This window comes from Leifsonia lichenia, from assembly GCF_054780215.1.
On record NZ_BAAGWT010000001.1, the window covers coordinates 578,767 to 604,017 of the forward strand.

General features: G+C 69.6%; 19 protein-coding genes. 13 read left to right on the forward strand and 6 right to left on the reverse strand.

Annotated elements, in window-relative coordinates; translation table 11 throughout:
• Positions 1-88: 88 nt before the first annotated feature.
• From ACYVGI_RS02725 to mgrA, 4 genes are all read left to right on the forward strand, one after another.
• Positions 89-973 (forward strand): ABC transporter ATP-binding protein, encoded by an 885-nt coding sequence (locus ACYVGI_RS02725; RefSeq protein ID WP_460631116.1) that lies wholly within the window; start codon positions 89-91, stop codon positions 971-973.
• Complete coding sequence (locus tag ACYVGI_RS02730; protein WP_460631117.1) at positions 970-2,094, forward strand: ABC transporter permease; 1,125 nt, start codon at positions 970-972, stop codon at positions 2,092-2,094. Before ACYVGI_RS02725 ends, ACYVGI_RS02730 begins: the two co-directional genes overlap by 4 nt.
• Before the next feature lie 24 nt (positions 2,095-2,118).
• Entirely contained in the window at positions 2,119-2,379 is a 261-nt protein-coding gene (locus tag ACYVGI_RS02735) for a LapA family protein (protein WP_460631118.1), read from the forward strand.
• Positions 2,380-2,454: 75 nt separating this feature from the next.
• Entirely contained in the window at positions 2,455-3,492 is a 1,038-nt protein-coding gene (gene mgrA, locus ACYVGI_RS02740; RefSeq protein ID WP_460631119.1) for an L-glyceraldehyde 3-phosphate reductase, read from the forward strand.
• A gap of 261 nt (positions 3,493-3,753) precedes the next feature.
• On the opposite strand, the gene ACYVGI_RS02745 is transcribed toward mgrA, so the two are convergent.
• A complete protein-coding gene (locus ACYVGI_RS02745) occupies positions 3,754-4,461 on the reverse strand; it encodes an SOS response-associated peptidase (protein ID WP_460631120.1) in 708 nt (235 codons plus the stop codon).
• A gap of 525 nt (positions 4,462-4,986) precedes the next feature.
• Between ACYVGI_RS02745 and ACYVGI_RS02750 the strand changes: the two genes are divergently transcribed.
• The 5 genes from ACYVGI_RS02750 to ACYVGI_RS02770 all read left to right on the forward strand — a co-directional run bounded on the left by ACYVGI_RS02750 (position 4,987) and on the right by ACYVGI_RS02770 (position 15,531).
• Positions 4,987-6,507, forward strand: coding sequence for a sugar transferase (locus tag ACYVGI_RS02750; RefSeq protein ID WP_460631121.1), 1,521 nt, complete (start codon positions 4,987-4,989; stop codon positions 6,505-6,507).
• Positions 6,508-6,569: 62 nt separating this feature from the next.
• Positions 6,570-11,288, forward strand: coding sequence for a PKD domain-containing protein (locus ACYVGI_RS02755; RefSeq protein WP_460631122.1), 4,719 nt, complete (start codon positions 6,570-6,572; stop codon positions 11,286-11,288).
• Between the two features lie 8 nt (positions 11,289-11,296).
• Positions 11,297-12,448, forward strand: a complete 1,152-nt coding sequence (locus ACYVGI_RS02760; protein ID WP_460631123.1) for a glycosyltransferase — start codon at positions 11,297-11,299, stop codon at positions 12,446-12,448.
• A 73-nt stretch (positions 12,449-12,521) separates the two neighbouring features.
• Entirely contained in the window at positions 12,522-13,865 is a 1,344-nt protein-coding gene (locus ACYVGI_RS02765; protein WP_460631124.1) for a hypothetical protein, read from the forward strand.
• Positions 13,866-13,986: 121 nt separating this feature from the next.
• A complete protein-coding gene (locus ACYVGI_RS02770; protein WP_460631125.1) occupies positions 13,987-15,531 on the forward strand; it encodes a tyrosine-protein kinase domain-containing protein in 1,545 nt (514 codons plus the stop codon).
• A 294-nt stretch (positions 15,532-15,825) separates the two neighbouring features.
• On the opposite strand, the gene ACYVGI_RS02775 is transcribed toward ACYVGI_RS02770, so the two are convergent.
• The 4 genes from ACYVGI_RS02775 to ACYVGI_RS02790 all read right to left on the reverse strand — a co-directional run bounded on the left by ACYVGI_RS02775 (position 15,826) and on the right by ACYVGI_RS02790 (position 19,678).
• On the reverse strand, positions 15,826-16,512 hold the full coding sequence (locus ACYVGI_RS02775; protein ID WP_460631126.1) for a DUF4352 domain-containing protein: 687 nt from the start codon (positions 16,510-16,512) through the stop codon (positions 15,826-15,828).
• Positions 16,509-17,354, reverse strand: a complete 846-nt coding sequence (locus ACYVGI_RS02780) for a CDP-alcohol phosphatidyltransferase family protein (RefSeq protein ID WP_460631127.1) — start codon at positions 17,352-17,354, stop codon at positions 16,509-16,511. The genes ACYVGI_RS02775 and ACYVGI_RS02780 overlap by 4 nt, the downstream gene beginning before the upstream one ends.
• The gene (locus ACYVGI_RS02785) at positions 17,354-18,574 is read right to left on the reverse strand and encodes a DUF1972 domain-containing protein (RefSeq protein ID WP_460631128.1); all 1,221 of its coding nucleotides are present in this window, start codon (positions 18,572-18,574) and stop codon (positions 17,354-17,356) included. Before ACYVGI_RS02785 ends, ACYVGI_RS02780 begins: the two co-directional genes overlap by 1 nt.
• Positions 18,575-18,772: 198 nt before the next feature.
• Positions 18,773-19,678, reverse strand: a complete 906-nt coding sequence (locus ACYVGI_RS02790) for a glycosyltransferase family 2 protein (RefSeq protein WP_460631129.1) — start codon at positions 19,676-19,678, stop codon at positions 18,773-18,775.
• Between the two features lie 72 nt (positions 19,679-19,750).
• Here ACYVGI_RS02790 and ACYVGI_RS02795 point away from each other — a divergent pair, with 72 nt between their 5' ends.
• Positions 19,751-20,692, forward strand: coding sequence for a glycosyltransferase family 2 protein (locus ACYVGI_RS02795; protein WP_460631130.1), 942 nt, complete (start codon positions 19,751-19,753; stop codon positions 20,690-20,692).
• A complete protein-coding gene (locus ACYVGI_RS02800) occupies positions 20,689-21,417 on the forward strand; it encodes a polysaccharide deacetylase family protein (protein WP_460631131.1) in 729 nt (242 codons plus the stop codon). The genes ACYVGI_RS02795 and ACYVGI_RS02800 overlap by 4 nt, the downstream gene beginning before the upstream one ends.
• On the opposite strand, the gene ACYVGI_RS02805 is transcribed toward ACYVGI_RS02800, so the two are convergent.
• Positions 21,414-22,478: a glycosyltransferase family protein gene (locus tag ACYVGI_RS02805; protein WP_460631132.1), complete on the reverse strand. Its 1,065-nt coding sequence runs from the start codon at positions 22,476-22,478 to the stop codon at positions 21,414-21,416. The genes ACYVGI_RS02800 and ACYVGI_RS02805 overlap by 4 nt on opposite strands.
• A gap of 148 nt (positions 22,479-22,626) precedes the next feature.
• Between ACYVGI_RS02805 and ACYVGI_RS02810 the strand changes: the two genes are divergently transcribed.
• Positions 22,627-23,763, forward strand: a complete 1,137-nt coding sequence (locus ACYVGI_RS02810; protein WP_460631133.1) for a glycosyltransferase family 4 protein — start codon at positions 22,627-22,629, stop codon at positions 23,761-23,763.
• Positions 23,760-25,121 (forward strand): oligosaccharide flippase family protein, encoded by a 1,362-nt coding sequence (locus ACYVGI_RS02815; RefSeq protein WP_460631134.1) that lies wholly within the window; start codon positions 23,760-23,762, stop codon positions 25,119-25,121. Before ACYVGI_RS02810 ends, ACYVGI_RS02815 begins: the two co-directional genes overlap by 4 nt.
• The last annotated feature ends 130 nt before the right edge of the window (positions 25,122-25,251 follow it).

The window sequence follows — 25,251 nt, forward strand, 5'->3', positions numbered from 1 at the left end:
TCCCCCGCTCGGCGGACGACGGCCGGTGGATGCGCGGCACGCGTCGCCCTCCGTAGCGTTGAGACCACCACGAAAGGGGAGCGCGACCATGCTCGAGATCCAGAACGTCGAGAAACGCTACGGAGAACGCACCGTGCTGCGCGACGTGAACTTCACGGTCCCGCGGTCGCGGATGACAGGCTTCGTCGGCGGCAACGGCGCGGGGAAGACCACGACCATGCGCATCATCCTCGGTGTGCTCGCCGCGGACGGCGGCACGGTGCTGCTCGACGGCGACCCGCTCACCGCCGACGACCGCCGCCGCTTCGGCTACATGCCGGAGGAGCGCGGGCTGTACCCCAAGATGAAGGTCGCCGAGCAGCTCATCTATCTGGCGCGGCTGCACGGGCTCACCCCCACCGCCGCCCGCAGGAACGCGGACGCCCTCCTCGACCGGCTCGGCCTCGGCGAGCGCAGCAACGACCTCGTCGAGAGTCTCAGCCTCGGCAACCAGCAGCGGGCGCAGATCGCCGCGGCGCTGGTGCACGACCCCGAGGTCCTGGTGCTCGACGAGCCGTTCTCCGGCCTCGACCCTCTGGCCGTGGATGTGGTGGTCGGCGTGCTGCGCGACCACGCAGCATCCGGCGCCCCCGTCCTGTTCAGCTCGCACCAGCTCGACATCGTCGAGCGGCTCTGCGACGAGCTGGTGATCATCGCCGACGGAGAGGTCAGGGTCGCCGGCGGCACGGACGCGCTGCGGCGGGAGCACGGCGGAGGACGCTTCGAACTGCTCGTCGCAGGCGACGTCGGCTGGCTCCGCGGCGTCGGCGGCGTCTCCGTCCTCGACTTCGACGGCGGCTACGCGCTGTTCGAAGCGGACGAGGCCACGGCGCAGGCCGTGCTTCGCCGCGCGACCGCCGACGGCGGCGTCGTCAGTTTCGGACCGCAGAACCCGTCCCTTGCACAGATCTTCCGAGAGGCCATCGGCAAATGAGCGCAACACCGTCACGCGACACCGTCCCCACGCGCACCACTCCGCCCACGCCGAGCTTCGCATCCGGTGTCTGGCTCGTCGCCCAGCGAGAAATGGTCACCCGGCTGCGCAGCAAGTCGTTCACGATCTCGGCGGCGATCCTCGTGCTCGGCGTGCTCGCCGCCGTCCTGCTCGGCGGGATCTTCGGCGGGAGCACCGAGAGCACCAAGGTCGCGGTGGTCGGCTCGGCTGCTCAGGTCGTCGGCTCGGCGGACGGCCTCGAATCGGTGGACGTCGCGACCAGGGCGGAGGGCGAGAAGCTGCTTCGCTCCGGCGACGTCGCGGCGATCGCCGTTCCCTCGTCCGGCACCCCGCCCGTGACGGTCGTCGGCCTGGACAGCCCGCCGCAGGGCGTGCTCGCCGCGCTGAGCATCCAGCCCGACGTCGAGCTGCTCGACCCGGCGTCGCAGCCGACAGGACTCATCTACATCGTCGCTCTCGGGTTCGGGATCGTGTTCATGATGTCGGCGCTGACGTTCGGCACGATGATCGCGCAGAGCGTCGTCGAGGAGAAGCAGACCCGCATCGTCGAGATCCTGCTGTCGACGGTGAGCGCGCGCGTGCTGCTCGCCGGGAAGGTGGTGGGCAACAGCCTGCTCGCGCTCGGCCAGATCGCGGCCATCGCGATCGCCGCCGTGCTCGGGATGATGGTCACCGGCCAGAAGGTCCTGCTCGGCACGGTCGGCCCGGCCGTCGCCTGGTTCGTGGTGTTCTTCGTGATCGGCTTCGTGCTGCTCGCGGCGATCTACGCCGCCGCGGCCTCGCTCGTCTCCCGCTCGGAGGACATCGGCTCCGTGACCTCCCCGGTGATGATCCTGATCATGGTGCCGTACTTCCTGGTCATCTTCTTCAACGACAACCCCACGGTCATGGCGATCATGAGCTACGTGCCGTTCTCCGCGCCGGTCGGGATGCCCGTGCGCATCTTCCTCGGAACAGCGCAGTGGTGGGAGCCGATCCTGTCGCTCGCAGTGCTCGTCGCATCCACTGCCGTGGTGATCGTGCTCGGTGCGCGGGTGTACTCGAACTCGCTGCTGCGCACGGGCGCCAGGGTGAAGGTGTCGGACGCGCTGCGCGGATGAGCCCGCTCGCGGCATACTGAGCGCATGAGTGCTGAGGATGCTGGGGGCCAGGACAACGCCGTCGTCCGGTTCCTGAAACGGAAATGGCTGGCGATCGTCCTGGTGGTGCTGCTGCTGGTTGTCGCGATCCAGAACGGCGTCGGAAACGACCAGGCGACCATCTACCTGCTGTGGGCGCAACTGCGGATGCCGACCTGGCTGCTGGTGGTCGCGGTGTTCCTGGTGGGCGGCGTCGTGGGGTGGGTGCTCGCCAGGAACCGGGCGGCGCGCAGGGCGAAGCGCTGATTCAGCGGTCGCATCCCTGAATCGGATCGCCGCCGCCTGTTGGACAGGACGGGCGCGACGCGGGAGGGTGGAGGCATGGCGTACCAACCCCTCCCCGAGCGCTACGACCGGATGCAGTACCGCCGCACCGGCCGCAGCGGGCTCGACCTCCCCGCCCTGTCCCTCGGCCTCTGGCACAACTTCGGCGACGACCGCCCGTTCACGACGCAGCGCGACATCGTGCTGCGCGCGTTCGACCTCGGCATCACGCACTTCGACCTCGCCAACAACTACGGGCCGCCGTACGGCTCTGCCGAGGTGAACTTCGGCAGGATCGTGCGCGACGACCTGAAGCCGTACCGCGACGAGTTCGTCGTGTCGTCGAAGGCCGGCTGGGACATGTGGCCCGGACCGTACGGTCAGGGCGGCGGCGGACGCAAATACATGCTCGCCAGCCTCGACCAGTCGCTGACACGGCTCGGCCTCGACTACGTCGACATCTTCTACTCGCACCGCCCGGACCCGTCCACGCCGCTGGAGGAGACGATGCAGGCGCTCGACACCGCCGTCCGCTCCGGCAAAGCGCTGTACGTCGGCATCTCGTCATATGGCGCCGAGGATGCACGCCGCGCGGCGGAGATCCTGCGCGACCTCGGAACGCCGCTGCTCATCCACCAGCCGTCGTATTCGATGCTGAACCGCTGGATCGAGACGGAAGGGCTCCTCGACACGGCCGGCGAGCTCGGCGTCGGCGTGATCGGCTTCACCGCGCTCGCCCAGGGGATGCTCACCGACAAGTACCTCGACGGCATCCCGGAGGGCTCCCGCGCCGCAGCGGGCAGCTCGCTCGACGCCGACTGGCTCACCGACGAGGCGGTCGGGCGACTCCGATCGCTCAACGAGATCGCGCAGCGCCGAGGGCAGTCTCTCGCGCAGCTCGCCCTCGCCTGGGCACTCCGCGACGAGCGGGTCACCTCCCTGGTGATCGGCGCGAGCAGCGTCGCCCAGCTCGAGCAGAACGTCGGGGCGCTCGACAACCTGTCGTTCACGGATGCGGAACTGGCCGAGATCGACGAGCTGGCCGTGGATGCGGGCGTCGACCTCTGGGCGGGAGCACGGCGAGGCGAAGTCTAGGGATACCACCGCATCCGGCGGCTGTCAGCCCCTGCCAGGAGGCGGGAGGTCGGGGATACATTCGCCTCAGCGCGCTGGATGCGGCCCGAACGCTATCACGGGCGGTCGCGGCCTTCCCGGCGCGTGCTCGACGGGTCCCGGGTGACGCGGCGTGAGTTGCCGCGGCGCCCGGGGCTCGACTCTGCTCGGCTCCGGCGCTGCGGCGTCGGCGCTGCCGGGTCGGCGCTGCGCCGTCGGGTCTCCGCCGTCGGTGCTGCGCCGTCAGTCGACCGGCTGGATGAGTTCCGGCCCGTCTCCCGTCACCGGCCCGACGCGGTCGAACGCCAGCGACTCCGCCACGCCCACGGCCGCGCGCACGGCCTCGTCGAGAAGCGCCTGGTCGCCGACGACCGTCGGGTCGACCCAGTGGTCCCACAGCTCGCGCGGCAGCGGCACCGGGTTGCGGTCGTGGATGTGCTCCAGCGTCTGCACCGCATCCGCCGTGAGGATCGTGGCCGTCAGGTGCCAGCGCTCAGGGTCGCCCTGCTCCTTCGCCGGGTCGGCCCACCACGCGTACAGCCCGGCGAACCCCATCAGCTCGCCGTCCGGCAGGTGGATGAAGTACGGCGTCTTCTTCTTGGTGACCGGATCGGTCTGCCATTCGTAGTATCCGATGGCCGGGATGATCGCCCTGCGCGAGGCGACGGACGCCTTGAACATCGGCTTCTCCGCAGCGGTCTCCGCGCGGGCGTTGAAAGTGGGGACCTTGGTCTTGAGCTCCTTCGACCAGGAGGGCACCAGCGACCAGCGCGCGAGCTCCAGCCGCCGCACGCTCGGCACGTCCTTCTTCTTGCTCTCCAGGAAGATCGGGATGGGGTCTGTCGGCGCGATGTTCCAGCTCGGCCGCCACTCCCGGAAGTCGCCGCCCTCGGCCACGAACTCCTGGATCATGTCGTCCGTCTCTTTGTCCATAGCGAACCGTCCACACATACCCCGACCATACTGCGCACCCCAGACACCCGCGCCTGCCGCCACGAGATGCCAGTAACTGTGGCAAAACGCCCGGGATGCGGCACAGTTACTGGCATCTCGGCGACGGAAGGGCGTGCCGAAATCGGCCAGAACACAAAAGTGAGCAATAATCACCCCCATTGAGGGCTCACGCCAAGCTGGGAAAACGATGTAATCTCACTTTTGTGAATAGGTGAGAAACAGTCACTTTCCGTTCGTTGAACAGCTCGTCGGTCTCGCGAGTGCGACTCTCCGGTTCACGCCACCCGAAACAGCACCATCCCGACACACGCAGGGACGACCCGTGAACCCGCATCCGCCACGTCGAGCGACCCGTTCGCTCAACCCCCTTGACCCGAGGGTCACCCGGCGTGCGCGGAGCAACGGGACGACCCTCATCAGCGGGGCCGGCGGCGGTGAAGCCGTTCGAGACCACGGCTTTCCCCCAGCCGTCGTCGGCTCTTCGGTCGGAACCGACATCAGCAGCGCGGGGAGGGCGCTCCGATGACCGTCATCAAACCACGCCTGGCCACCATCGGCCATCCGGCCGCACCGACGCACCCACGCAGCTCTGAGCGCACCTGGGCCCGTCAGTACCGCGCACGCCTGTTCATCACCGACACCGCCATCATCCTGGCGTCGACCCTGTGCGCGATGTTCCTGCGCTTCGGCCTCGACGACTCCGGCACCCAGTTCGCCGGCTTCCGCACCGACTACTTCACGCTCTCGATGCTCATCGCCGTGACCTGGATGTTCGCCCTCGCCGTCAACCACTCGCGCGACCCGCGCGTGGTCGGCGTCGGCGTCGCCGAATACAAGAGGGTCGTCAACGCGAGCGCCCTCACCTTCGGGCTGCTCGCCATCGTCTTCCTCGTCGCCAAGGTCGACATCGCCCGCGGCTACTTCGTGCTGGCGCTGCCGCTCGGCGTCGTCGGCGTGCTGTTCTCCCGGTGGCTGTGGCGGCAGTGGCTCATCCGGCAGCGGATGTTCGACCACTACCTCTCCCGCGCTCTCGTGGTGGGAGGGTTCTCCGATGTCGACTACGTCGTTCGGCAGATCCACAACAAGTCCGGCGCCGCCTACCACGTGGTCGGCGCCTCCCTCGACACGGGCAAGCGCAAGGGCGCCAAGAAGGACGCCGCGATGAAGAAGCGCATCGCAGCACCCGACCGCGAAGTCCCCGTCGTCTCCGACCTCGACGGTGTCGCGGAGGCCGCAGCGCGGCTCGGCGTCGACACCGTGATCGTCGCCGGTCAGTCGCTGACCGGTGGCGATTTCGTGCGCACGCTGGCCTGGAAGCTGGAAGGGACGGCGACAGAGCTCGTGCTCGCGTCGCGCCTCACCGACGTCGCCGGACCGCGCATCCACTTCCGTCCGGTGGAAGGGCTGCCGCTCATCCACGTGGAGATCCCGCAGTTCGAGGGCGGCAAGCACGTCCTGAAGCGCGCGTTCGACTTCTTCGCCTCCGGCCTCGCCCTCGCCCTGCTCTCCCCCGTGTTCCTCGCCGTCGCGCTGTTCGTCAAGCTCGACGACAAGGGGCCGGTGGTGTTCAGCCAGGAGCGCGTCGGCCGCAACGGCGAGACGTTCCGGATGTTCAAGTTCCGTTCCATGTGCGTCGACGCCGAAGCACGCCTCGCCCAGTTGCAGGCGAAGAGCGACGGCAACGGCGTGCTCTTCAAGCTCAAGGACGACCCGCGCGTCACCCGCGTCGGCCGCATCCTGCGCAAGTACTCGCTCGACGAGCTGCCCCAGCTCGTGAATGTCTTCCTCGGCGACATGAGCCTGGTCGGACCGCGGCCCCCGCTGCGCTCCGAGGTCGAGGGATATGAGAACCACGTCCATCGCCGCCTCTACATCAAACCGGGACTCACCGGGATGTGGCAGGTGAACGGCCGCTCCGACCTCTCCTGGGAGGAAAGCGTCCGACTCGACCTCTACTACGTGGAGAACTGGTCGCTCACCGGCGACCTGGTGATCATGTGGCGGACGGTCAAAGTGCTCACGCATCCCGTGGGGGCGTACTGATGCGCCCCCGACCTGCTCTCACAACAACCCCCACCCCGACCCGAACAGACACCGAGGTTGTCATGACCACAGAACTCCGCCCTCGCGCTCGCTCGCTGGGCATCCTGACCGCGATCATCACCGCGGTGGGCCTGGTCTTCGGAGGCCTGGCGATCGCATCGCCCGCCTCCGCGGACAGTGCGCCGCCCGACCCGACGAATCCGGCGACACCGACCACCGTCACCGACGACGTCCTCCCGACCCCGCAGATCAACGGCGTCGTGTGGGCGCAGGTCGTCGTCGGCAACACGGTGTACGTCGCGGGCAAGTTCACGTCCGCGCGGCCGTACGGCTCGCCTGCCGGAACGAACGAGACCCCGCGCAACAACCTCCTCGCCTACGACATCACGACGGGCACCCTGCTCCCGTTCGCGCCGAACCTGAACGCGCAGGCCCTCGGGATCACAGCATCCCCCGACGGGTCGCGCATCTACGTGGTCGGCGACTTCACCTCGATCGACAGCAAGGGCTACTACCGGCTCGCGGCGTTCTCGACGGCGACGAACACCATCGTGACCTCGTTCAAGCCGATCATGGAGAGCCAGACCCGCGCGGTCGCAGCCTCCAACACCACGGTGTACACCGGCGGTGACGCATCCAGCATCAACGGCGTCGCCCGCGCGTACGTCGGCGCGGTGAGCGCCGCGGACGGCTCGACCCTCAACTGGCAGGCCAACGCCGACGCCCCCGTGGATGCGCTTGCCCTGACCAAGGACGGCTCCAAGCTGATCGTCGGCGGCCGCTTCCAGAACCTCGGCGGCGTCGCCAACTACGGCCTCGGCGCCGTGGATGCGAGCACAGCGGCGATCCTGCCGTTCGCCGCCAACCAGACCGTGCGCAACGCGGGAACGCAGGCGAGCATCACCTCGCTGTACACGACCGCCGACCGCGTATACGGCTCCGGCTACGTCTTCGGAGCAGGCGGCAACCTCGAGGGCAGCTTCTCGGCCGACCCGAACACGGGCGCCATCAACTGGATCGAGGACTGCCACGGCGACACATACTCGATCTTCGCGCAGAACAACGGCCCGCTGTACGTCGCAGGTCACCCGCACTACTGCGGCAACATCGGCGGCTTCCCGCAGACCAGCCCGACGTGGACGTTCCACAACTCGATCGCCTTCAGCAGGGCGGCGACCGGCACCATCACGAACGACCCGTACGGCTACTTCAACTGGGCGGGCAACCCGTCCCCGTCGCTGCTCGACTGGTTCCCGAGCTGGACGGTCGGCACCTTCACCGGCCAGAGCCAGGCCACCTGGAGCGTCTCCGGCAACGACAAGTACGTCGTCTACGGCGGCGAGTTCCCGACAGTGAACGGCATCCAGCAGCAGGGCCTCACCCGGTTCGCACTGTCGAGCGCCGCGCCGAACAAGGTCGGCCCGCAGGGCATCCCGCTCGTCCCGACCGCTGCGTCCTTCAACGCCGGCCAGGTGCGCGTGAGCTTCGCAGCCACCTACGACAACGACAACGGCTACCTCACATACAAGGTGTACCGGGATGCGGGCACGACGCCCGTCTACCAGACCACCGTGCGCTCCAACTTCTACACCAGGCCGATGATCGGCTTCGTGGACAGCGGGCTCACACCGGGGTCGCATCCGATCTACCACGTGAGGGTCTACGACCCGTTCGGCAACACCACGTCCCGTGACACGAACGCGGTCACCGTCGCCGCCACCAACAGCGGGGGCGCGTACTCCGACTCGGTGACGCAGGCAGGAGCATCCAGCTACTGGCCGTTGGACGAGGCGAGCGGAACGGTCGCGTTCGACCACATCGGCTTCAACGACCTGCAGGAGACCGCGGTCACCCAGGGCGCGGCCGGCCCGATCGCGGGTGTGAACGCATCCACCTTCAACGGAACGACCAGCCTCGCAGTGACGCCGACGGCCATCCAGGCTCCCGACACCTACACGGCGTCCGCCTGGTTCCGCACGACGTCGACCAGCGGCGGCAAGATCCTCGGCTTCGGCAACACGAACACCGGGACGTCCGGCAGCTACGACCGCCACGTCTACATGGACAACAGCGGCAAGATCTGGTTCGGCGTATACCCGGGCGGCGTCGCGACGCTGAACAGCTCCGGCTCGTACAACGACGGGCAGTGGCACCAGGTCGTCACCTCGCTCGGCGCGAACGGGATGCGGCTGTACATCGACGGCAAGCAGATCGGCAGCAGGACCGACGTGACCAACGGTCAGTCGTACGCCGGCTACTGGCGCGTCGGCGGAGACAACCTGGGCGGCTGGCCGAACCAGCCCGCCAGCAACTTCTTCGCCGGTGACATCGGCCAGGTGTCGATCTACCCGACCGTCCTGGACCGCACCACCGTGGTGAACCAGTTCGTCGCCTCCGGTCGTCCTTCGCCCCTCGCCCCCGCACCAGCGGATGCATACGGAGCTGCCGTCTACAACGGCAACCCCGACATCTTCTGGCGCCTCGACGAGACAAGCGGCTCTGTTGCGAACAGCGCGGACGCGTACACCAACAACGGCACGTACTCCGGCACGGCGACGACGAAGAACCAGCAGGGTGTTCTGCCTGGCACCGCCGACAAGGCGGTGAGGTTCAACACGAACAACTCCGGGTCCTCCGGCGGCATCGTGTCGAGCAACCAGCAGTTCGCCAACCCGACGGTCTACACCGAGGAGATCTGGTTCAAGACCGCGACCACCAAGGGCGGAAAGCTGATCGGCTTCGGCGACCAGCAGACCGGCCTGTCGAGCAACTACGACCGTCACATCTACATGCAGGACGACGGACGCATCGTGTTCGGCACGTACACCGGCCAGACCAACACCATCACGTCGCCCAACCCGCTGAACAACAACCAGTGGCACCAGGCAGTGGCGACGCAGGGTCCTGACGGCATGAAGCTGTACGTCGACGGCCAGCTCATCGGGACCAACCCGCAGACGCAGGCGCAGGCATACAGCGGATACTGGCGCATCGGCGGCGACAACACCTGGGGTTCCACCGGACCGTACTTCAGCGGAACGCTGGACGAGGCCGCGGTCTACTCCAGCGTGCTGAGCGCTCAGGATGTGGCGAACCACTACTCGCTCGGAACCTCCGGAACGCTTCCCAACCAGTTGCCGACCGCGTCGTTCACGTCGTCCGCGACGTTCCTCAACGCGAGCTTCGACGGCTCGGCTTCGACTGACCCGGACGGCACGATCGCCTCGTACGCCTGGGACTTCGGAGACGGGGACACCGCGACGGGAGCCACGGCCACCCACACCTTCCTCCAGAGCGGCAGCTACCCCGTGAAGCTCACCGTGACGGACAACCAGGGTGGGACGGGAACCGTGACGCAGGTCGTGGCCGTCCAGGCCGCACCGCCGAACCAGCCGCCGGTGGCCGCGTTCACGTCCACCGCGACGTTCCTCGACGCGAGCTTCGACGCATCCGGTTCGTCAGATCCTGACGGCACCATCGCCTCGTACGCCTGGGACTTCGGAGACGGAGCGACCGGCACGGGCGCGACGGCGACGCACTCGTTCCCCGCGACAGGCACATACCCGGTGAAGCTGACCGTGACCGACAACCAGGGCGCGACCACCAGCATCACCAAGGGTGTCGCCGTGACGGCCGCACCGCCGAACCAGCCGCCCGTGGCAGCGTTCACCTCCTCGGTGACGAACCTCGGCGCATCGTTCGACGGCTCGACCTCGAGCGACCCGGACGGCACCGTCGCCTCGTACGCCTGGGACTTCGGAGACGGAGCGACAGGAACGGGAGCGACAGCGACCCACACGTACGGCTCGGCAGGCACCTTCACGGTGACCCTGACCGTGACGGACAACCAGGGCGCGACCACGTCGATCCAGCACCAGGTGACGACCACCGTCCCGCCGAACCAGCCGCCGACGGCGTCGTTCACCGCCACGGTGACGAACCTCGGTGTCTCGGTCAACGGGTCGGCGTCGAGTGACCCGGACGGCAGCATCGCCTCGTACGCCTGGAACTTCGGAGACGGAGCGACAGGAACGGGAGCGACCACCGCCCACACATACGCAGCAGCGGGCCCGTACACGATCACCCTGACCGTGACGGACAACCAGGGCGCGACCGCCAGCACCACCAAGGCGATCACCGCGACCAACCCTGCGCCCAACGCCCTCGCCCAGGATGCGTTCGAACGCTCCGTGGCGAACGGCTGGGGCTCTGCCGACAAGGGCGGGGCGTGGACGCTGTCCGGCGGCGCGACCAGCTTCAACGTCGCCAGCGGCGTCGGCCAGCAGGTCACGCCCGCCGGGATGACGAAGACGGCCACCCTGCAGACGGTCACCCAGACGAGTGCCGATGTCACGGTCACCGTCTCCGCCGACAAGGCGGCGACGGGCGGCGGCATCTACTACTCGGCGATCGGCCGCATGATCGGGTCGAACGACTACGAGGCCAGGGCGTGGGTCAAGTCGACCGGCGCCGTGCAGCTCCAGCTCATGCAGGGTTCGACGACCCTGTCCGCCCTCAACGTCGCCAACCTCACGGTCGGCGCCGGTGACAAGCTGAAGATCCACCTGCAGGTGTTCGGCACGTCGCCGACCACCATCAGGGCCAAGGTGTGGTCCGCATCCACCACGGAGCCCGCTGCCTGGCAGTTGAGCACCACGGATGCGACGGCAGCCCTCCAGGCGGCCGGGTTCACCGGACTCCGCACCTACGTCTCCGGCACGGCGACCGACATCCCGGTCACCACAAGGTTCGACGACTTCGTGGTGGTGCCTGCACAGTGAACGACAGGATGAACCGCACGCGGCGCACGGTTCTCGTGGCGCACCCGAGCTCGGAGCTGTACGGCTCCGACCGGGTGCTCCTCGAGAGCGTCACCGCCCTCGTGGACGACGGCTGGGATGTGGTGGTGACGGTGCCGGACGACGGCCCGCTGCTGCCAGAGGTCGTCGCCCGCGGGGCGAGGGTCAGGAGGTGCGCAGCGCCCGTCGTGCGCAAAAGCGCCCTCCGTCCCCTCGGCTTCGTGCGGTTCATCGGCACGGCCGTCCGCGGCCTCGTCGACGGGATGCGGCTGCTCCGCCAGGAGCGCCCCGCCCTCGTCTACGTGAACACGGTCACTGTGCCGCTCTGGATCGGCCTCGGACGTCTCGCCCGCGTGCCCGTGCTCTGTCACGTGCACGAGGGCGAGAGCTCCGCATCCCCGCTGCTGCGGCGCATCCTGGCGATGCCGCTGCTGTTCGCGAACACCATTGTGGCCAACAGCAGGTTCAGCGTGGGGGTTCTCGGCGGGTCGTTCGCGTCGCTGGAGCGTCGCGCGGAGGTCGTGTACAACGCCGTCCCGGGCCCGCCGGAGCAGCAGCCCGTCCGGTCGCACATCGACGGCGACCTCCGGGTCACGTACATCGGGCGCCTCTCTCCCCGGAAGGGCGTCGACGTCGCCATCGACGCGATCGCCGAGCTCGACCAGCGCGGCATCGGGGCGAGCCTCGACCTCGTCGGAGCCGTCTTCCCCGGCTACGAGTGGTACGAGGAGGCGCTGCGCGAGCAGGTCACGAAGAACAACCTCGGCGACAGGGTCCGCTTCCGCGGTTTCCAGCCGTCCGTGTGGGAGTACGTGCACGACGGAGACGTCGTGCTCGTGCCGTCCCGCGCCGACGAGCCGTTCGGGAATACCGCCGTCGAGGCGATCCTGAGCGGTCGCCCGGTGATCGCGAGCGCCACCAGCGGGCTGCTGGAGGCGACAGCCGGATACGCGTCGGCGACCACGGTCGTCCCCGGCAGTTCGGCGTCGCTCGCGGATGCGCTGGTCGGCACGATCGCCGAGTGGGAGGGCACACGCGCGAACGTCGGCTCCGATGTCGCGGCGGCCGAGCGCAGGCACAGCCCGGACGCGTACCGCCGAAGGATCGCGGCCATCGTGCGCAGCAACGCGCGCACGCGCTGACGGCGGCCGCTCTGAACAGGAACGGTCTCCGGACCGCCCGCTGGCTTAACATGGGCGGAAGGGGGTGATGAGGATGTTTCACACGCTAACGCTGACCGGCCCGGCCGTCGACAAGACGCTCCCGCTGATCCTCGCCGCCGTGCTCGCGTTCGCCGGCTTCCTGGTGCTCAGACGCTCCCCCAAGCTGGCGGTGTCCGTGTGGATCTGCGTGCTCTCGTTCGTGCCGATCTGGCTGGGCGTCGGAGTGGGCTTCAACGGCAACTACTACCTCCCTCCCGCGACCGCTGCCGGGCTCCTCGTCATCGCCGCGCTCATCCCCCTTCCCCGGATGCGGCTGAGCTGGCTGGACGGGCTGCTCGTGCTCGTGGTCGTCGCCGCCGTCTGCTCGCTGTACACCGGCAGCGCATCCATCGCGATGAGCGCGCTGTTCAGCATCGTCACCTACTACGTCATCGCCTACCTGATCGGCCGGTTCGCCCCGATGCGGGTGGATGCGCGGTGGCTGCACGGCGCGATCGCCGTCGTCTTCACCTGTGTGGCCGTGCTCGCCATCATCGAGGGTCTGACGCACTGGAACCCGTTCGTCGAGATCCACGCGAGCAACGCCATGTACACGATCTGGGGCAGCATCCAGGAGCGCGGTGGCGTCCCCCGCGCCGAGGGCGCCTTCGGTCACTCCATCGCCCTCGGCTCGAGCCTCGCCCTCGCCATCCCGCTCACCCTCGCAGCGCCGTTCCGGCTCTGGGTGCGCGCGGGCATGGTGCTCCTGATGCTGGTCGGCACGGTCTTCACGTTCAGCCGCATCGGGATGGTGTGCGCGCTCCTCGGTCTCGTGCTGAGCATCCTGTTCATGCGGGACGCCATCACCAAGAAGGCCCGCATCACGCTCGTCGCGGCGATGCTCGCCGTCTCCGCCGTTGTGTTCCCCCTGGTCACCGCCGTCTTCGACGATGCGGGGTCCGAGGCGAGCGACAGCGCGAACTACCGCGGAGACCTGATTTCGCTGATCGGCACGATGAACCCGATCGGCGTCGCATCGTCCGCCGAGAAGAACTCGGCAGGCAACCTCTACTTCGGCGACTTCCGCTCGATCGACAGCCAGCTCATCCTGACCGGCCTCACCAACGGCACCATCGTGCTCATCGGCATCGTGGTCGCCCTCGCCGGCGGCATCATCCTGCTCGTGCGGAGGAAGGCGAGCCCGGCGACGATCGCGCTCGTCGCGCAGATCCCCGCCTTCGCGACCGTCGCGCTCATCACCCAGTACTCGATCTTCGTGTGGTTCGTCGCCGGGCTCGCAGCCACGACGCAGCTCATCCCGCTCAGCACGGCGGGCGTGATGCTGAACACCCGCGCAGTGGAGCACCCGCGCCATACTCGCAGTGACGCGCGTCCTCCGGTGAGGAGTGCCGCCTAGAATGCCTTCAACGACGCCCGACCGCGTCCGCCGTACGCCCGACATCCGAGCGATCCACCGCTCGCTGCCCGGCGAACGACCGGCGCCTGCCATCACATCCGACTCCCCGGGAGGCCCGACCATGAACACGCACCAGTACCTCACCGCTTTCCGGCGGTTCTGGTATGTGATCCTGATCGCGACCATTGTCGGCGGCGTCGCCGGTTTCGGTCTGTCGCAGATCGCGAAGCCCGTGTACACGGCCACCTCCGGCCTCTACTTCTCCCTGAACTTCGGCGGGTCGGCGAGCGACCTCAGCCAGGGCTCGACGTACACCCAGAACCAGATGCTGTCCTTCGCCCAGCTCGCGGAGTCGCCCGTCGTGCTGCAGCCCGTCGTCGACGACCTCGACCTCGATGTGACGGCCAAGGGCCTGGCGGACGCGATCACGGTGAGCACCCCGCAGAACACCGTCATCCTCGAGCTCGCGGTCACCGACCCTGACCCTGCCCAGGCCGCGAAAGTCGCCAACGCCGTCGCCGCCAGCCTCAGCAAGACGGTCGAGCAGATCGCGCCCAAGAACGCGGAAGGCCAGACCACGGTCTCGGTCCGCGTGATCGAGAACGCGAGCGTTCCCAAAGACCCGTCCTCTCCGAACACCCGCCTCAACGTGGTCACCGGGCTGCTCCTCGGCCTGATCGTCGGCGTGCTCTTCCTGGTGCTGCGGGCCACCCTGGACACCCGTGTGCACAGCGCGGAGATCGCCGCCGCCGTCACTCAGGCCCCGCTGCTCGGCTCGATCCAGAAGGAGAAGGGCAAGCATCCACGGCCCGTCCTCGCCGTCGAACCGCTCTCCAACGCGGCGGAGAACTACCGGCAGCTCAGATCGAACCTGGAGTTCGTGACGATGGGGTCCGCATCCGGTGGCATCGTGGTCACGTCCTCCATCCCCGCCGAGGGCAAGTCGATGATCGCCACCAATCTCGCCCTCGCGCTCGCGGAGACGGGGCAGCGCACCCTGCTGATCGACGCCGACCTGCGCCGCCCGATGGTCGCCTCGTACTCCGGCCTCGTCGGAGACGCCGGCCTCACCTCCGTGCTCGCCGGCCGCGCCGAGTTCTCGGATGTGGTGCAGCGCTGGGGCGAGGGCAGCCTCGACGTGCTCACCTCCGGACCGATCCCGCCCAACCCGAGCGAGCTGCTGTCGTCGCGCGCGATGACGGAACTGCTCGGCAGGCTGGTCGCCGACTACGACGTCGTGGTGATCGACACGGCGCCGCTGATCGCGGTGGCCGACGCGGCCATCCTGGCCAGGCAGGTCGGCGGCGCGATCGTGGTCGTCGACCGCACGCACGTGCGTCGCCAGCAGCTCAGCCAGACGATGGACTCCCTCGAGAAGTCGGGCGTCACGGTCCTCGGCGTCGTCCTCAACCGGGTCAGCGCGCAGAAGAACCGCGACGTGTACTACCCGGCGTCCAAGCAGCCCCCGCGCCGCTTCGGCCTGCCGGCCCGCGCATCCACTGCCGCCCCCGTTGCCACCTCCGCGGCGCCCGCCGCCGCCCCCGTTGCCACCTCCGCGGCACCCCCCGCCGCGCCCTCCGCGGCGCCCACCACAGCCGCGCCCACCACAGGCCCAGCGACCACCGACAGCGCCGACTCCCCCGAGTCCCTCCCCACCCACCAGTAACCGTCACACTCCCCCGCCCTTCCCCCATCCCCCATCCCCCCATCCCCAAATCTCCGTCCGAACGGAGAAACCGTGGGATGCACGCAGGTTCTCCTTCCGAACGGAGAAGTCAGCGGCGTGGCGCCCGCATCCTCCTGTTTTGCGTAACGCAGGAGGAGGGACGCGACACGCCGCCGCGATCTCCTTCCGAACGGAGATCGCGGCGGCGGCGTCTGGGAACTCCGTCGGAACGGAGATCGCGGGCTGGGTTAGGGCTGGGGCTGGGCTGGGCGGGAGTGGGAGCGCCGGGGTGGGTCAGGGAGCGCCGGTGAACGTGACGAGCTTCGCGCCGGCCGCGTCGGCCAGCGTGATCGTGACGGTCTTCGCGTCAGCAGGCACGGAGAACACGTACGTGGCCGTCGCCGTTGCGCCCGGCGCGAGCTCCGCGGCGAACGGCTTCGTCGCCTTGTCGCCGTCGACCCTGGATGCCGGCGTCGCGTCGTCTCCGTAGTATCCGTTGACCGTGACCGCCGTCAACGGCACCGCCGATCCTGTGCCGTTCGTGAGGGTGAGTGTCGCCTTCACGGCGGGACCGCTGACCTCTCCCGCGCGGGTCGCCGTCGCGGTGTACGACGCGAACGTCGTGACCGCGGCCGTCAGCCCCGCCGGCGTCTTCGCCTCCTGCTTCGTGCTCACGCTCTGGGCGACCTGCTGGCCGTATTTGACCGCGTCCGTGCGTTCGGCGGGCGTCTCACTCTTCGTGCCGGGGGTCGGCTTCGCGCTGCTTCCGGAGCTTGCCGGGCTGTCGGACGGCGCTGCCTGCTGCGTGGCCACCGGCTGCAGCGCGTTCGGGATGGGTCCTCCCGGTTTGGCGCCGTGGATCCCGGCCACGATGAGCCCTGCCGCCACCGCGACGACGGCGACACTGCCGACGACGATGAGCAGGATGCGGTTGCGGACGTGGTGGTCTGGGCCGCGAGGAGCCTCTGTTGCTTCGGTCATGATCGTCCTTCTTGGGTGCTCTGGCGCTGGTCGGTGGCCAGATGGGTGTCGGGGGTGGCCGGGGCGCGCAGCTCCCGGAACCAACTGGCGGCGGCCAGCAGGAGGAACGCGGTCGTGGCCGCGAAGAGCAGGGTGTACACCACGAGGAACACAGGCAGCGCACCGAGCAGCACGAACGAGAGGCAGAGCACGCCGTAGTCCATCGGCAGCACGGCGATGGCGCGCATCCACGACGGACGGCCAGGCGCATCGGCCGCGATGGATGCACGCCCGCGCTGACGACGAAGCTGCTCGGTCAGGATCATGCCGAAGAACAGCACGGACGAGACGATCGAGAACGCCACAGGGATGAGCAGCCACCAGGTGGGAACCGAGTCGTGCAGCCAGAATCCCACGGCGAGCGCAAGCGGCATCGTGACCACTTTGAGCGAGTCGACCATGTGGTCGAGCCATTCGCCTGCCGGGCTGCTGAGCCCGGTGAGGCGGGAGACCTGGCCGTCGGCGCTGTCGAACGCGTAGCCGACGAGCAGCATCACGGCGACGGCGATGCCCGACCACCAGGAGGGAGGGAAGACCACGAGGATGGCGATGGCCGCGAACGTCCACACCGCACTGATCGCGGTGACCGCGTTCGGGGTGAGACCGGCGCGGTACGCCCAGGCCGCCAGGTAGCGCCCGATGCGGCGGTTGACGTAGCGCGAGTACGCCGGCGCGCTTCTGGCAGCCGGTTTCTGCGCCGCGGCGAGGCGGTGCACGACGTCCAGGTAGCTCTCGCGGGCGGCGGGCGCGCCCGTCGGCGCCCCCGCAGCGGCTCCCGCCGCGCCTGCCGATTCGGTGCTCATCAGCTTGTCCGCTCGGTCGCGACCGGCACGGCGGCCAGTCTGCTCTGCCCGTTGACGCGCTGTCCGAAGAACGGCCGTTTCGGCTTGACTGCCCGGCGTTCCACGAGGTCGGCGCAGAGCAACTCGTATGCGTCGGCGACCGCATCCCAGTCGTAGTCTTTCGCGCGTTCCCGCGTCGCCCTGCTGCGGTTGGCGTGCTGCTCGACCGCGGCCTCCGCGAAGCCGATGGTTCCGGCCAGGTCGCTGGCGGCCGTGAAGTAGAGGCCGGCGTCGCCGAGGACCTCGCTGTTGAACGGCACGTCGTACGCGATGGTCGGCGTACCGGCCCCGACCGCTCTGAGCAGCGACGGGTTGGTGCCGCCGACGGAGTGGCCGTGCAGGTAGGTGAAGGCGGACGAGTAGAGCTGGTCGAGGAGTTCCTGATCCCAGACGCCCCCGAGGAACCGCACCCTGTCGTCCGCGAGCGCGCGCACCCTGCGGGTGTACTCCTCTGCGTATGGAGCGGAGCCGACCACGACGAGCGGCAGCTTCGCGTCGCTCCTCCGGTAACCGTCGACGATGGTGTCCACGTGGTTCTCCGGCTCGAACCGGGCGACCACGAGGTGGTAGCCGCGCGGCTCCAGCCCGAGCTCGCTGAGCCGGTGGGTGGTGGATGGCACAGTCGGCGCCCCGTATGCGATGAGCCTGGTGCCGACCGCGAACTCGGTCGTGTAGTAGTCGGCGATGCCCTGCGCGTCGGCGATGAGGGCATCCGACCAGCGCACGGCGGCCGACTCGGCGAAACGGTAGTACCGCCTGCCCATCGCGCCCCACTTGGCACGCTGCCACTCCAGCCCGTCCACGTGGGTGGCGACGGGGATGCGGGCTGCGCGCAGCATCGGGAGGTACATCGAGTTGGCCGCGTTGAAGACGATGGCGGCGTCGGTGCGGTGACCGAGCAGGTGGCCGACGGAGAGTCCGGTGTGGCTGAGGGTTTCCAGTGACCTGCGGCGCATGGCGCCCTGGTGCACGAGCGTCATGCCTTTGTAGGTGGGGAGCTCTTCCTGCGGCGCGACGCCGTCGGCGGTCTCGAGGCGGCGGCAGTAGACGCGGACGTTGTGGCCGCGGTCGGCGAGCCGGCTTCCGACTTCTTCGACGCAGGTCTCGAACCCGCCGTATCTGGCGGGCACGCCGCGCGTGCCGACCAGTGCGATGCTGAGTTGCTTTCCCCCTGCGCCCATCGGATTTCCGCTCCCCGTCTCTCGGGCCGTCTGTCCGGCCGTCGGTCAGCCGACGTCGGCACGGTCCGCGCTCCGACCGGACCGAGTCGGGACGCACCAGGGTGGAGAGGATCGCTTCAGCGTCGGGTACTGCTGCCCCGCCAGTCTAATCCGAGAAATCCTCACTGAATGCCCCCACTTTCGGGGGCGCGTGTTTCCCTAGCGTTTCCGCGACGCGCGCAGGCCGTCCCGCACCCCGGTGAACGCCGCCCGCAGAGGAGCGACGGGATGCGCGAACTGCCGCCGCCCGCCCTGCAGCAGCACCTCCCACGCGATGGGCAGGCTCGCCCGCCTCCACCTGCGGACGGTCGCCGCATCCAGGTTGCGCGCCGCGAACACGAGTCGGTTGCGGATGTTGAAGTAGTAATACCCCTCGGACTTCGCCGCCCCCGCCGTCTCCAGCCCGTCACCCTGCGTGCCGCCCTCCGCGTGCACGGCGGTCGCCGCATCCACCACCCGGACGCTCGCCCCCGCGCGCCGAGCCCGGTAGGACAGCTCGACATCCTCCCAGTACAGGAAGTAGCCGTCGCCGAACCCGCCGATCCGCTCCCACAGCTCGGCGGACACCATCAGGCACGCCCCGGACAGCCACTGCTCCAGCCGCGGGTCGTCGGCGACCGCGCGCTTGCGCGTCGCGGTGATGCGCCCGTCGCCGAGATTCAGGTCGGACCCGTCGAACCACACCGACCCGTCGGGCCTCAGGATGCGCGGGGCCAGCAGGGCGAGCGGCTCGGCGGCGACGACGGCGGACAGGGTCTCGACCGCATCCCGCGCGATGGTCGCATCCGGGTTCAGCAGCAGGAAACGGGTGGCGCCGTTCGCGACGGCCGCGTCGACCCCGGCGTTCATCCCGAGTCCGAAACCGAGGTTGTCGCCCGGCGTGACGACGACCCAGCCGCGCTCCGCCCCGAGTGCCACGACCGCGGCACGCTCGGCGTCGCCGGAGAAGTTGTCGACCACCACGATGCGCGCCTCCGGCAGCGCGTCGGCGAGCGGCGCGAGATTCGCGCGCAGCAGCTCGGACGAGCCGTAGTTCACGACGACGACCGCCAGCTCTCCGACCATCCGCGGATGCTATCACGCGCTCTTCTCCCGCCGAGTTGCGCAGCAGCGGCGACGGGTGGGTAGGTTGTGCATGTGCCGAACCTGACGATCGCGGTGCCCACATACCACCGCCCCAACGACCTGCGCGAGCTGCTGCCCGCGCTCGTCGCGCAGGGCCGCGCCCTCGCGGACGAGGCGGACAGCGACTACACCGTCGAGGTCCTCGCGGTCGACAACGACCCGGACGGCAGCGGGCGGGACGCTGCGGCGGAGGTGGATGGCGTGCGCTACGTCGTCGAGCCGCACCCCGGCATCGCCGCCGTGCGCAACAGGGCCATCGACGAGGCGGCCGGTTCGCGGTTGCTGGCGTTCATCGACGACGACGAGCGACCGCATCCCGGATGGCTGCAGCACCTGGTGCGGGTGTGGGAGGCGTCGGGCGCCTCTGCCGTGTCCGGCCGGGTGGTGGCCGCGTTCGAACGGCCGCTTGACCCGTGGCTGAAGGCAGGGGACTTCTTCACGCGGCGGTCGCTGCCGACCGGAACGGGCATCGACGTCGCCGCGGCGGGCAATCTGCTGCTCGACCTCGACCAGGTGCGGGCGAGCGGCGTGCGGTTCGCCCTCGACCTCGGGCTGAGCGGCGGCGAGGACACCCTGTTCAGCAGGCAGTTGCATCGCGATGGCTTCCGGATGGTGTGGTGCGACGAGTCCGTGATCACCGACCTGGTCCCTCCCTCCCGGCAGAACAGGCGGTGGGTACTCCGCCGCGCGTGGAGCCACGGCAACTCGGCGGCCGTGGTGCGCCTCCGACTGGCCGACGGGGTGCTCGGGATGCTCGCCGCCCGCGCCTGGGCGATCGGTGGCGGCGCTGCGCGCGTCGTCGGCGGAGTGCTCAGGGTCGCGTTCGGACTCGTCACCGGCTCGCTGCGCCACCAGGCGCGGGGCTCGCGCGCCGCCTATCGGGGGCTCGGGATGATCTGGGCGGCGTTCGGCGGCGTCTACCAGGAGTACGCGCGGACGGAGGCACCGGCATGAGCGCGCTGCGAACGCTCCGCACCGGCGCTGTCACGGCCGTGCGGCGCGCCGGCGCCCCGCTCGGCGCAGTGATGCGGGTGCGGACGGATGCCCCCGTCGCCGCCCTGACCTTCGACGACGGGCCCGTCGACGGCGACACCCAGAAGATCCTCGGAGCGCTCGGCGACGCGGGCGCGACCGCCACGTTCTTCGTGCTGCTCAGCCGGGTGCGCCGCAACCCGGCACTGCTGACCGAGGTCGTTGCGGCCGGGCACGAGATCGCCCTGCACGGGCTGGACCACCGGCGCCTCACCGATCTCCCGCCCGACAGCCTCGGCTCCCGGATGCGCGACGGTCGCGCAGAGCTCGAAGACGCCGCCGGCGTCCCCATCCACTGGTTCCGGCCGCCGTACGGCGTGCAGAACCTGCGCGTCTGGCGCGCGACCAGGGCGGCGGGGATGACGCCCGTTCTGTGGGGGCCGACGCTCGCCGACTGGCGCACCGCGTCGACCGAGGAGCGGCTGCGGCTCGCCCTGCGGGGCGAACGCGGCGCGATCATCCTCGGCCACGACGGGTTCGCCGACGCGATCGACGGCGTCGACGACGGACCGGCGCCGGTGCTCGACAAAGCCGGCCTGGTGGATGCGGTGATCTCCGGCTACGCGGACAAGGGCCTGCGCCTGCGCTCGCTCGGCGAGGTCGCCGCGAGCGGGAAGCTGGTGCGGGAGGCGCGCTTCACGCGCTAGAGCTGCGCGGTCGCGTGCTGCTCCCGCGCTCGCCTCCGAGCCGCTGTGCTCCCGGCGAGCGCGATGGCGTGACGGTACGCCTCCGCGTGCTGCTCCCCCGCCTTCGCCCAGTCCCGGTCGCTCAGGTCTGGTCGTCCGCCCGGCGCGGATGCCGTGACGCCCTCGACCGCGGCGGCCAGCGCATCCGGGGTCAGCTCGCCGGAGTACCGGTGCACCCAGGCGTGCCCCACCTCGTCGGCGAGCGCCTCGGTCGTGGGGTTGTCCGGCACCAGGATCGGCCGGTCGAGCGACAGCGCCGTGAGCGCGCCTCCCGAGTTGTGCATCTCGCGATAGGGGAGCGCGATGAGCGCAGCCCCTGTGACGAGGTCGACGATCTCCGCGTCGTCGAGGAAGGCGAGCGTCACGGCGACGCGCTGGTCGCGCCCGGCGCGCTGGAGCACGGAGGCGGCGAGCTCGTCGCTTGACGGCTTGCCTGCGACGTCGAGGCGGAGGTCGTCGCCAGGGACGGAGCGGAAGACATCCAGCAGTTCTTCGACGCCCTTGTAGCGGCGGATGAGGCCGAAGTAGCCGATCCTGCCCTGCTGGGCCGCCCGCTTCGGGTATGCGGCGAACCAGTCCCGGTAGTGGCCGTGCAGGATCGTGGCGAATTCCACACCGGGCGCGAACTCGGTGGTGGGGTTCAACCGGATGCGCAGGGTCGTCCTCCGGTCGAACCAGCGCAGCAGGGCGCGCTCGCGGCGGGAGATGCCTGTCGGAAGCTGGAGGTTGTGGGTGGTGCGGACGATGGCCGTCCTGGTGAGCGCGAGCTTCCACATCAGCAGGACGAACAGCCCCTGGCGGACGAGCGCTTTGAGCTTGCTCTGCCCGGCCACGAGGATCTCCGGCCAGTGGGCGTGGAAGACGTCGTAGCGGCCGAGCAGCGCCCTCTTCCAGGAGAAGGTGCGCAGTTCGAGTCCCGGGGTGGAGCGCAGACTGTCGCGCAGCATGATGATGTACGGGTTCGTGGTCGGCCGCGGGTCGGGGAACGACTGCTGCACGACGATGCGCTCTGCGGCTGTCATGGTGCCACCCAGGATAGGCCAACGACGTCGCGGCCCCCACAACCGGGGGCATTTGATGAGAAATACTCGTTATTGCTCGAATTTCGCCCTAAGCTCGATGGACAGAGCCAGCGAACCGACCCTCGCGGGCTGAAGGACGTTCGACGAGATGGCCACCGCAACCAGCCTGCAGCACCCCCGTGTGCGGCTCTACGACCAAGTGCGCAGCGTGCACCTGGAGCGTGCGCGCGAGCTCGAACCCGCCGCGATCGTCTTCCGAAGCAAACGATACGACTTCGACGAGAACCTCACAGACGGCCTGGAACTCGCACAGGCAGGCACGCTCGCCGCGGCCCGGCTCGCCCTCACCAGCAGGATCACCCACCTCGAGATCAACGAACCCCTCTACCTGGATGCGCTCCCCCGCACCGCGGTCACCCTCTTCGCCATCGGCCTTCGCCGCATCGTCGGCGCCCGCCGCGTGACCGTCGCCACATACGCCATCGAGAACCTCGACCCGTTCGAGGCGACGCCGACACGGTTCAAGACACGCATCCGTCGCCGCATCGAACGCCTCCTGGCCGAGTACGTCTGGCGCAGGGTCGACAACGCGGTGTTCGGCACGGCGGGCGCGCACGGGCTGTACGCGCAGTCCTTCCGCAACCAGCCGCGGCGGCACTCCACGGTCGAGGCGCTGCCCAGCCCGTGCCCGTGCACCGCTGCGGCACTCGGCGAGCAGGGTGCGCTCGGCTCCGTCGTCGATCCGCACCGCGTCGTCTTCCTCGGCAACTTCGGCCCGCGCAAGGGCTTCAGCGATGTGCTCGCCGCCTGGCCGCTCGTGCGGGAGAGCCGACCGGATGCACGACTCACCCTCCTCGGCACCGGCAGCCAGCTCGACGACGCACGGGCCGCAGCGGCAGGAGACCCGTCGATCACCCTCGTCGTCGACCCGCCGCGCTCCGCGATCCACGACCACCTCCGCGCCGCCCACGCACTCGTGCTCCCCTCGCGCAGAATGCCCGGCTGGCGCGAACAGGTCGGCCTCCCGATCGTCGAGGCGCTCGCGCACGGCTGCGAGATCGTCACGACGGACGAGACCGGCATCGCCGACTGGCTGCGGGAGACGCGCCACAGGGTGCTGCCGTCCGACGCGAGTCCCGCCCGGATCGCCGGGGCGATCGTCTCCGCCGTCGACGCCGAGCGTTCCACGGCCGACATCCTCGCGACGCTCCCCGCCGTCGACGGGCGGATCGCGGCCGGACGGCTCCTCTTCGACGACTCCGAGCATCCGGTGGCAGCCTCATGACCCACGCACGGGCGGCGCGCGGCGGGATGCTCAGATCGGTCGGGTCTACGGCCGTGATGAAGGTGCTCGTCATGGGCATCTCCGGCATCATCGGCATCGTCAACAGCCGGCTCATCATCCAGAACTTCGGCACGGACGCCTACGCGCAGTACGGCCTGCTCGCCGCGCTGCCCGCCCTGCTGCCGTTCGCCGACCTCGGCATCGCCGCTGTGGCCATCAACGCCGTCGCCGGCTCGTCCGACCCGCGCAGCGACCCGGTGGTGCGGCGCACGCTGACCACGGCGTTCCGCATCCTGCTGCTGTCCGGTGCGACGATCATCGGCATCGGCATCGTGATCTCGGTGCTCGGCTGGTGGCCGCTGCTGCTCGGTCAGGGGCTCCTCCCCGACGGCGGCAGCCTGGCCGCGATGCTCTGCCTCGGCACATTCGGGCTGGTGCTTCCGCTGAGCGTCGGCTCTCGCATCCTGGTCGGGCTCGGGAAGACGAGCACGCAGGTGGCGAGCCAGGCGGTCGTCGCGCCCGCGATGTTCCTCGGCATCGCCACCCTGGTCGCACTGTCTGCGCCCGCTGGCAGCTTCATCGCGATCCTGTCGTACATCGCCAACGGGCTCGCCTCGCTGATCTGCCTGCTGATGGCCGCACGGATGATCAAGCCGCAGGTGGGTGCCGCGCTGCGCGAAGTGCCGTTCCCCCGCCGCTACCCCGGCGTCCCCGCGATCGGGGTGGCCTGGCCGATGCTCGTGCAGATGGTGGCGCTGCCCATCGCGATGCAGACCGACCGGCTGCTGCTCAGCCACCTGACCACCGGCACGGAGCTCGCCCAGTACAACCTCGCATCCCAGTTGTTCGGGCTCGCCGTGCAGACGATCGCCGCTGCGGGTGTCGCCCTCTGGCCGATCTACGCCCGCGCCCGCTCCGAGCGCAGGGTGGAGTCCCCGCTGAAGCCGACGATCTGGTTCCTCGCAGGCGGCCTCGCGATCGGCCTGGCGCTGGCGGTCCTGTCACCGTGGCTGACGAAGTTCATCGCGGGCGACGCCCTCACCCTCGACCCGTGGCTGATCGGCGGCTTCGTGGTCTTCGTGGCGCTGCAGGCGGCGAAATACCCGGTCGGGATGTACATGACCGACCAGCGCGGCCTCACCTTCCAGGTCTGGCCGATCCTCGCCAGCATCCCCCTCAACCTCGGCCTCTCCTGGTGGCTGATCGGCGTCGTCGGCGCTGGGGGCCCGATCATCGGCTCGGCGGTGAGCGTGCTGCTCTGCCAGGTCATCCCCAACCTCTGGTTCGTCTCCCGCGACCTCCGCCGCCGCCGCGCCGAGCTCGCGGCCGACCCCGACCCGGCGCCCGCCACCCTCTAGCCCGTCCCCCGCCCCCGCCCCCGAGCAATCGAGCCCAGGGTTTTTCACCTTAAGACGCGTTCTTAAGCTGAAAAACCCTGGGCTCGATTGCTGGGGTGGATGCGGAAGACCGCGAGCGCCGGGACGGGTG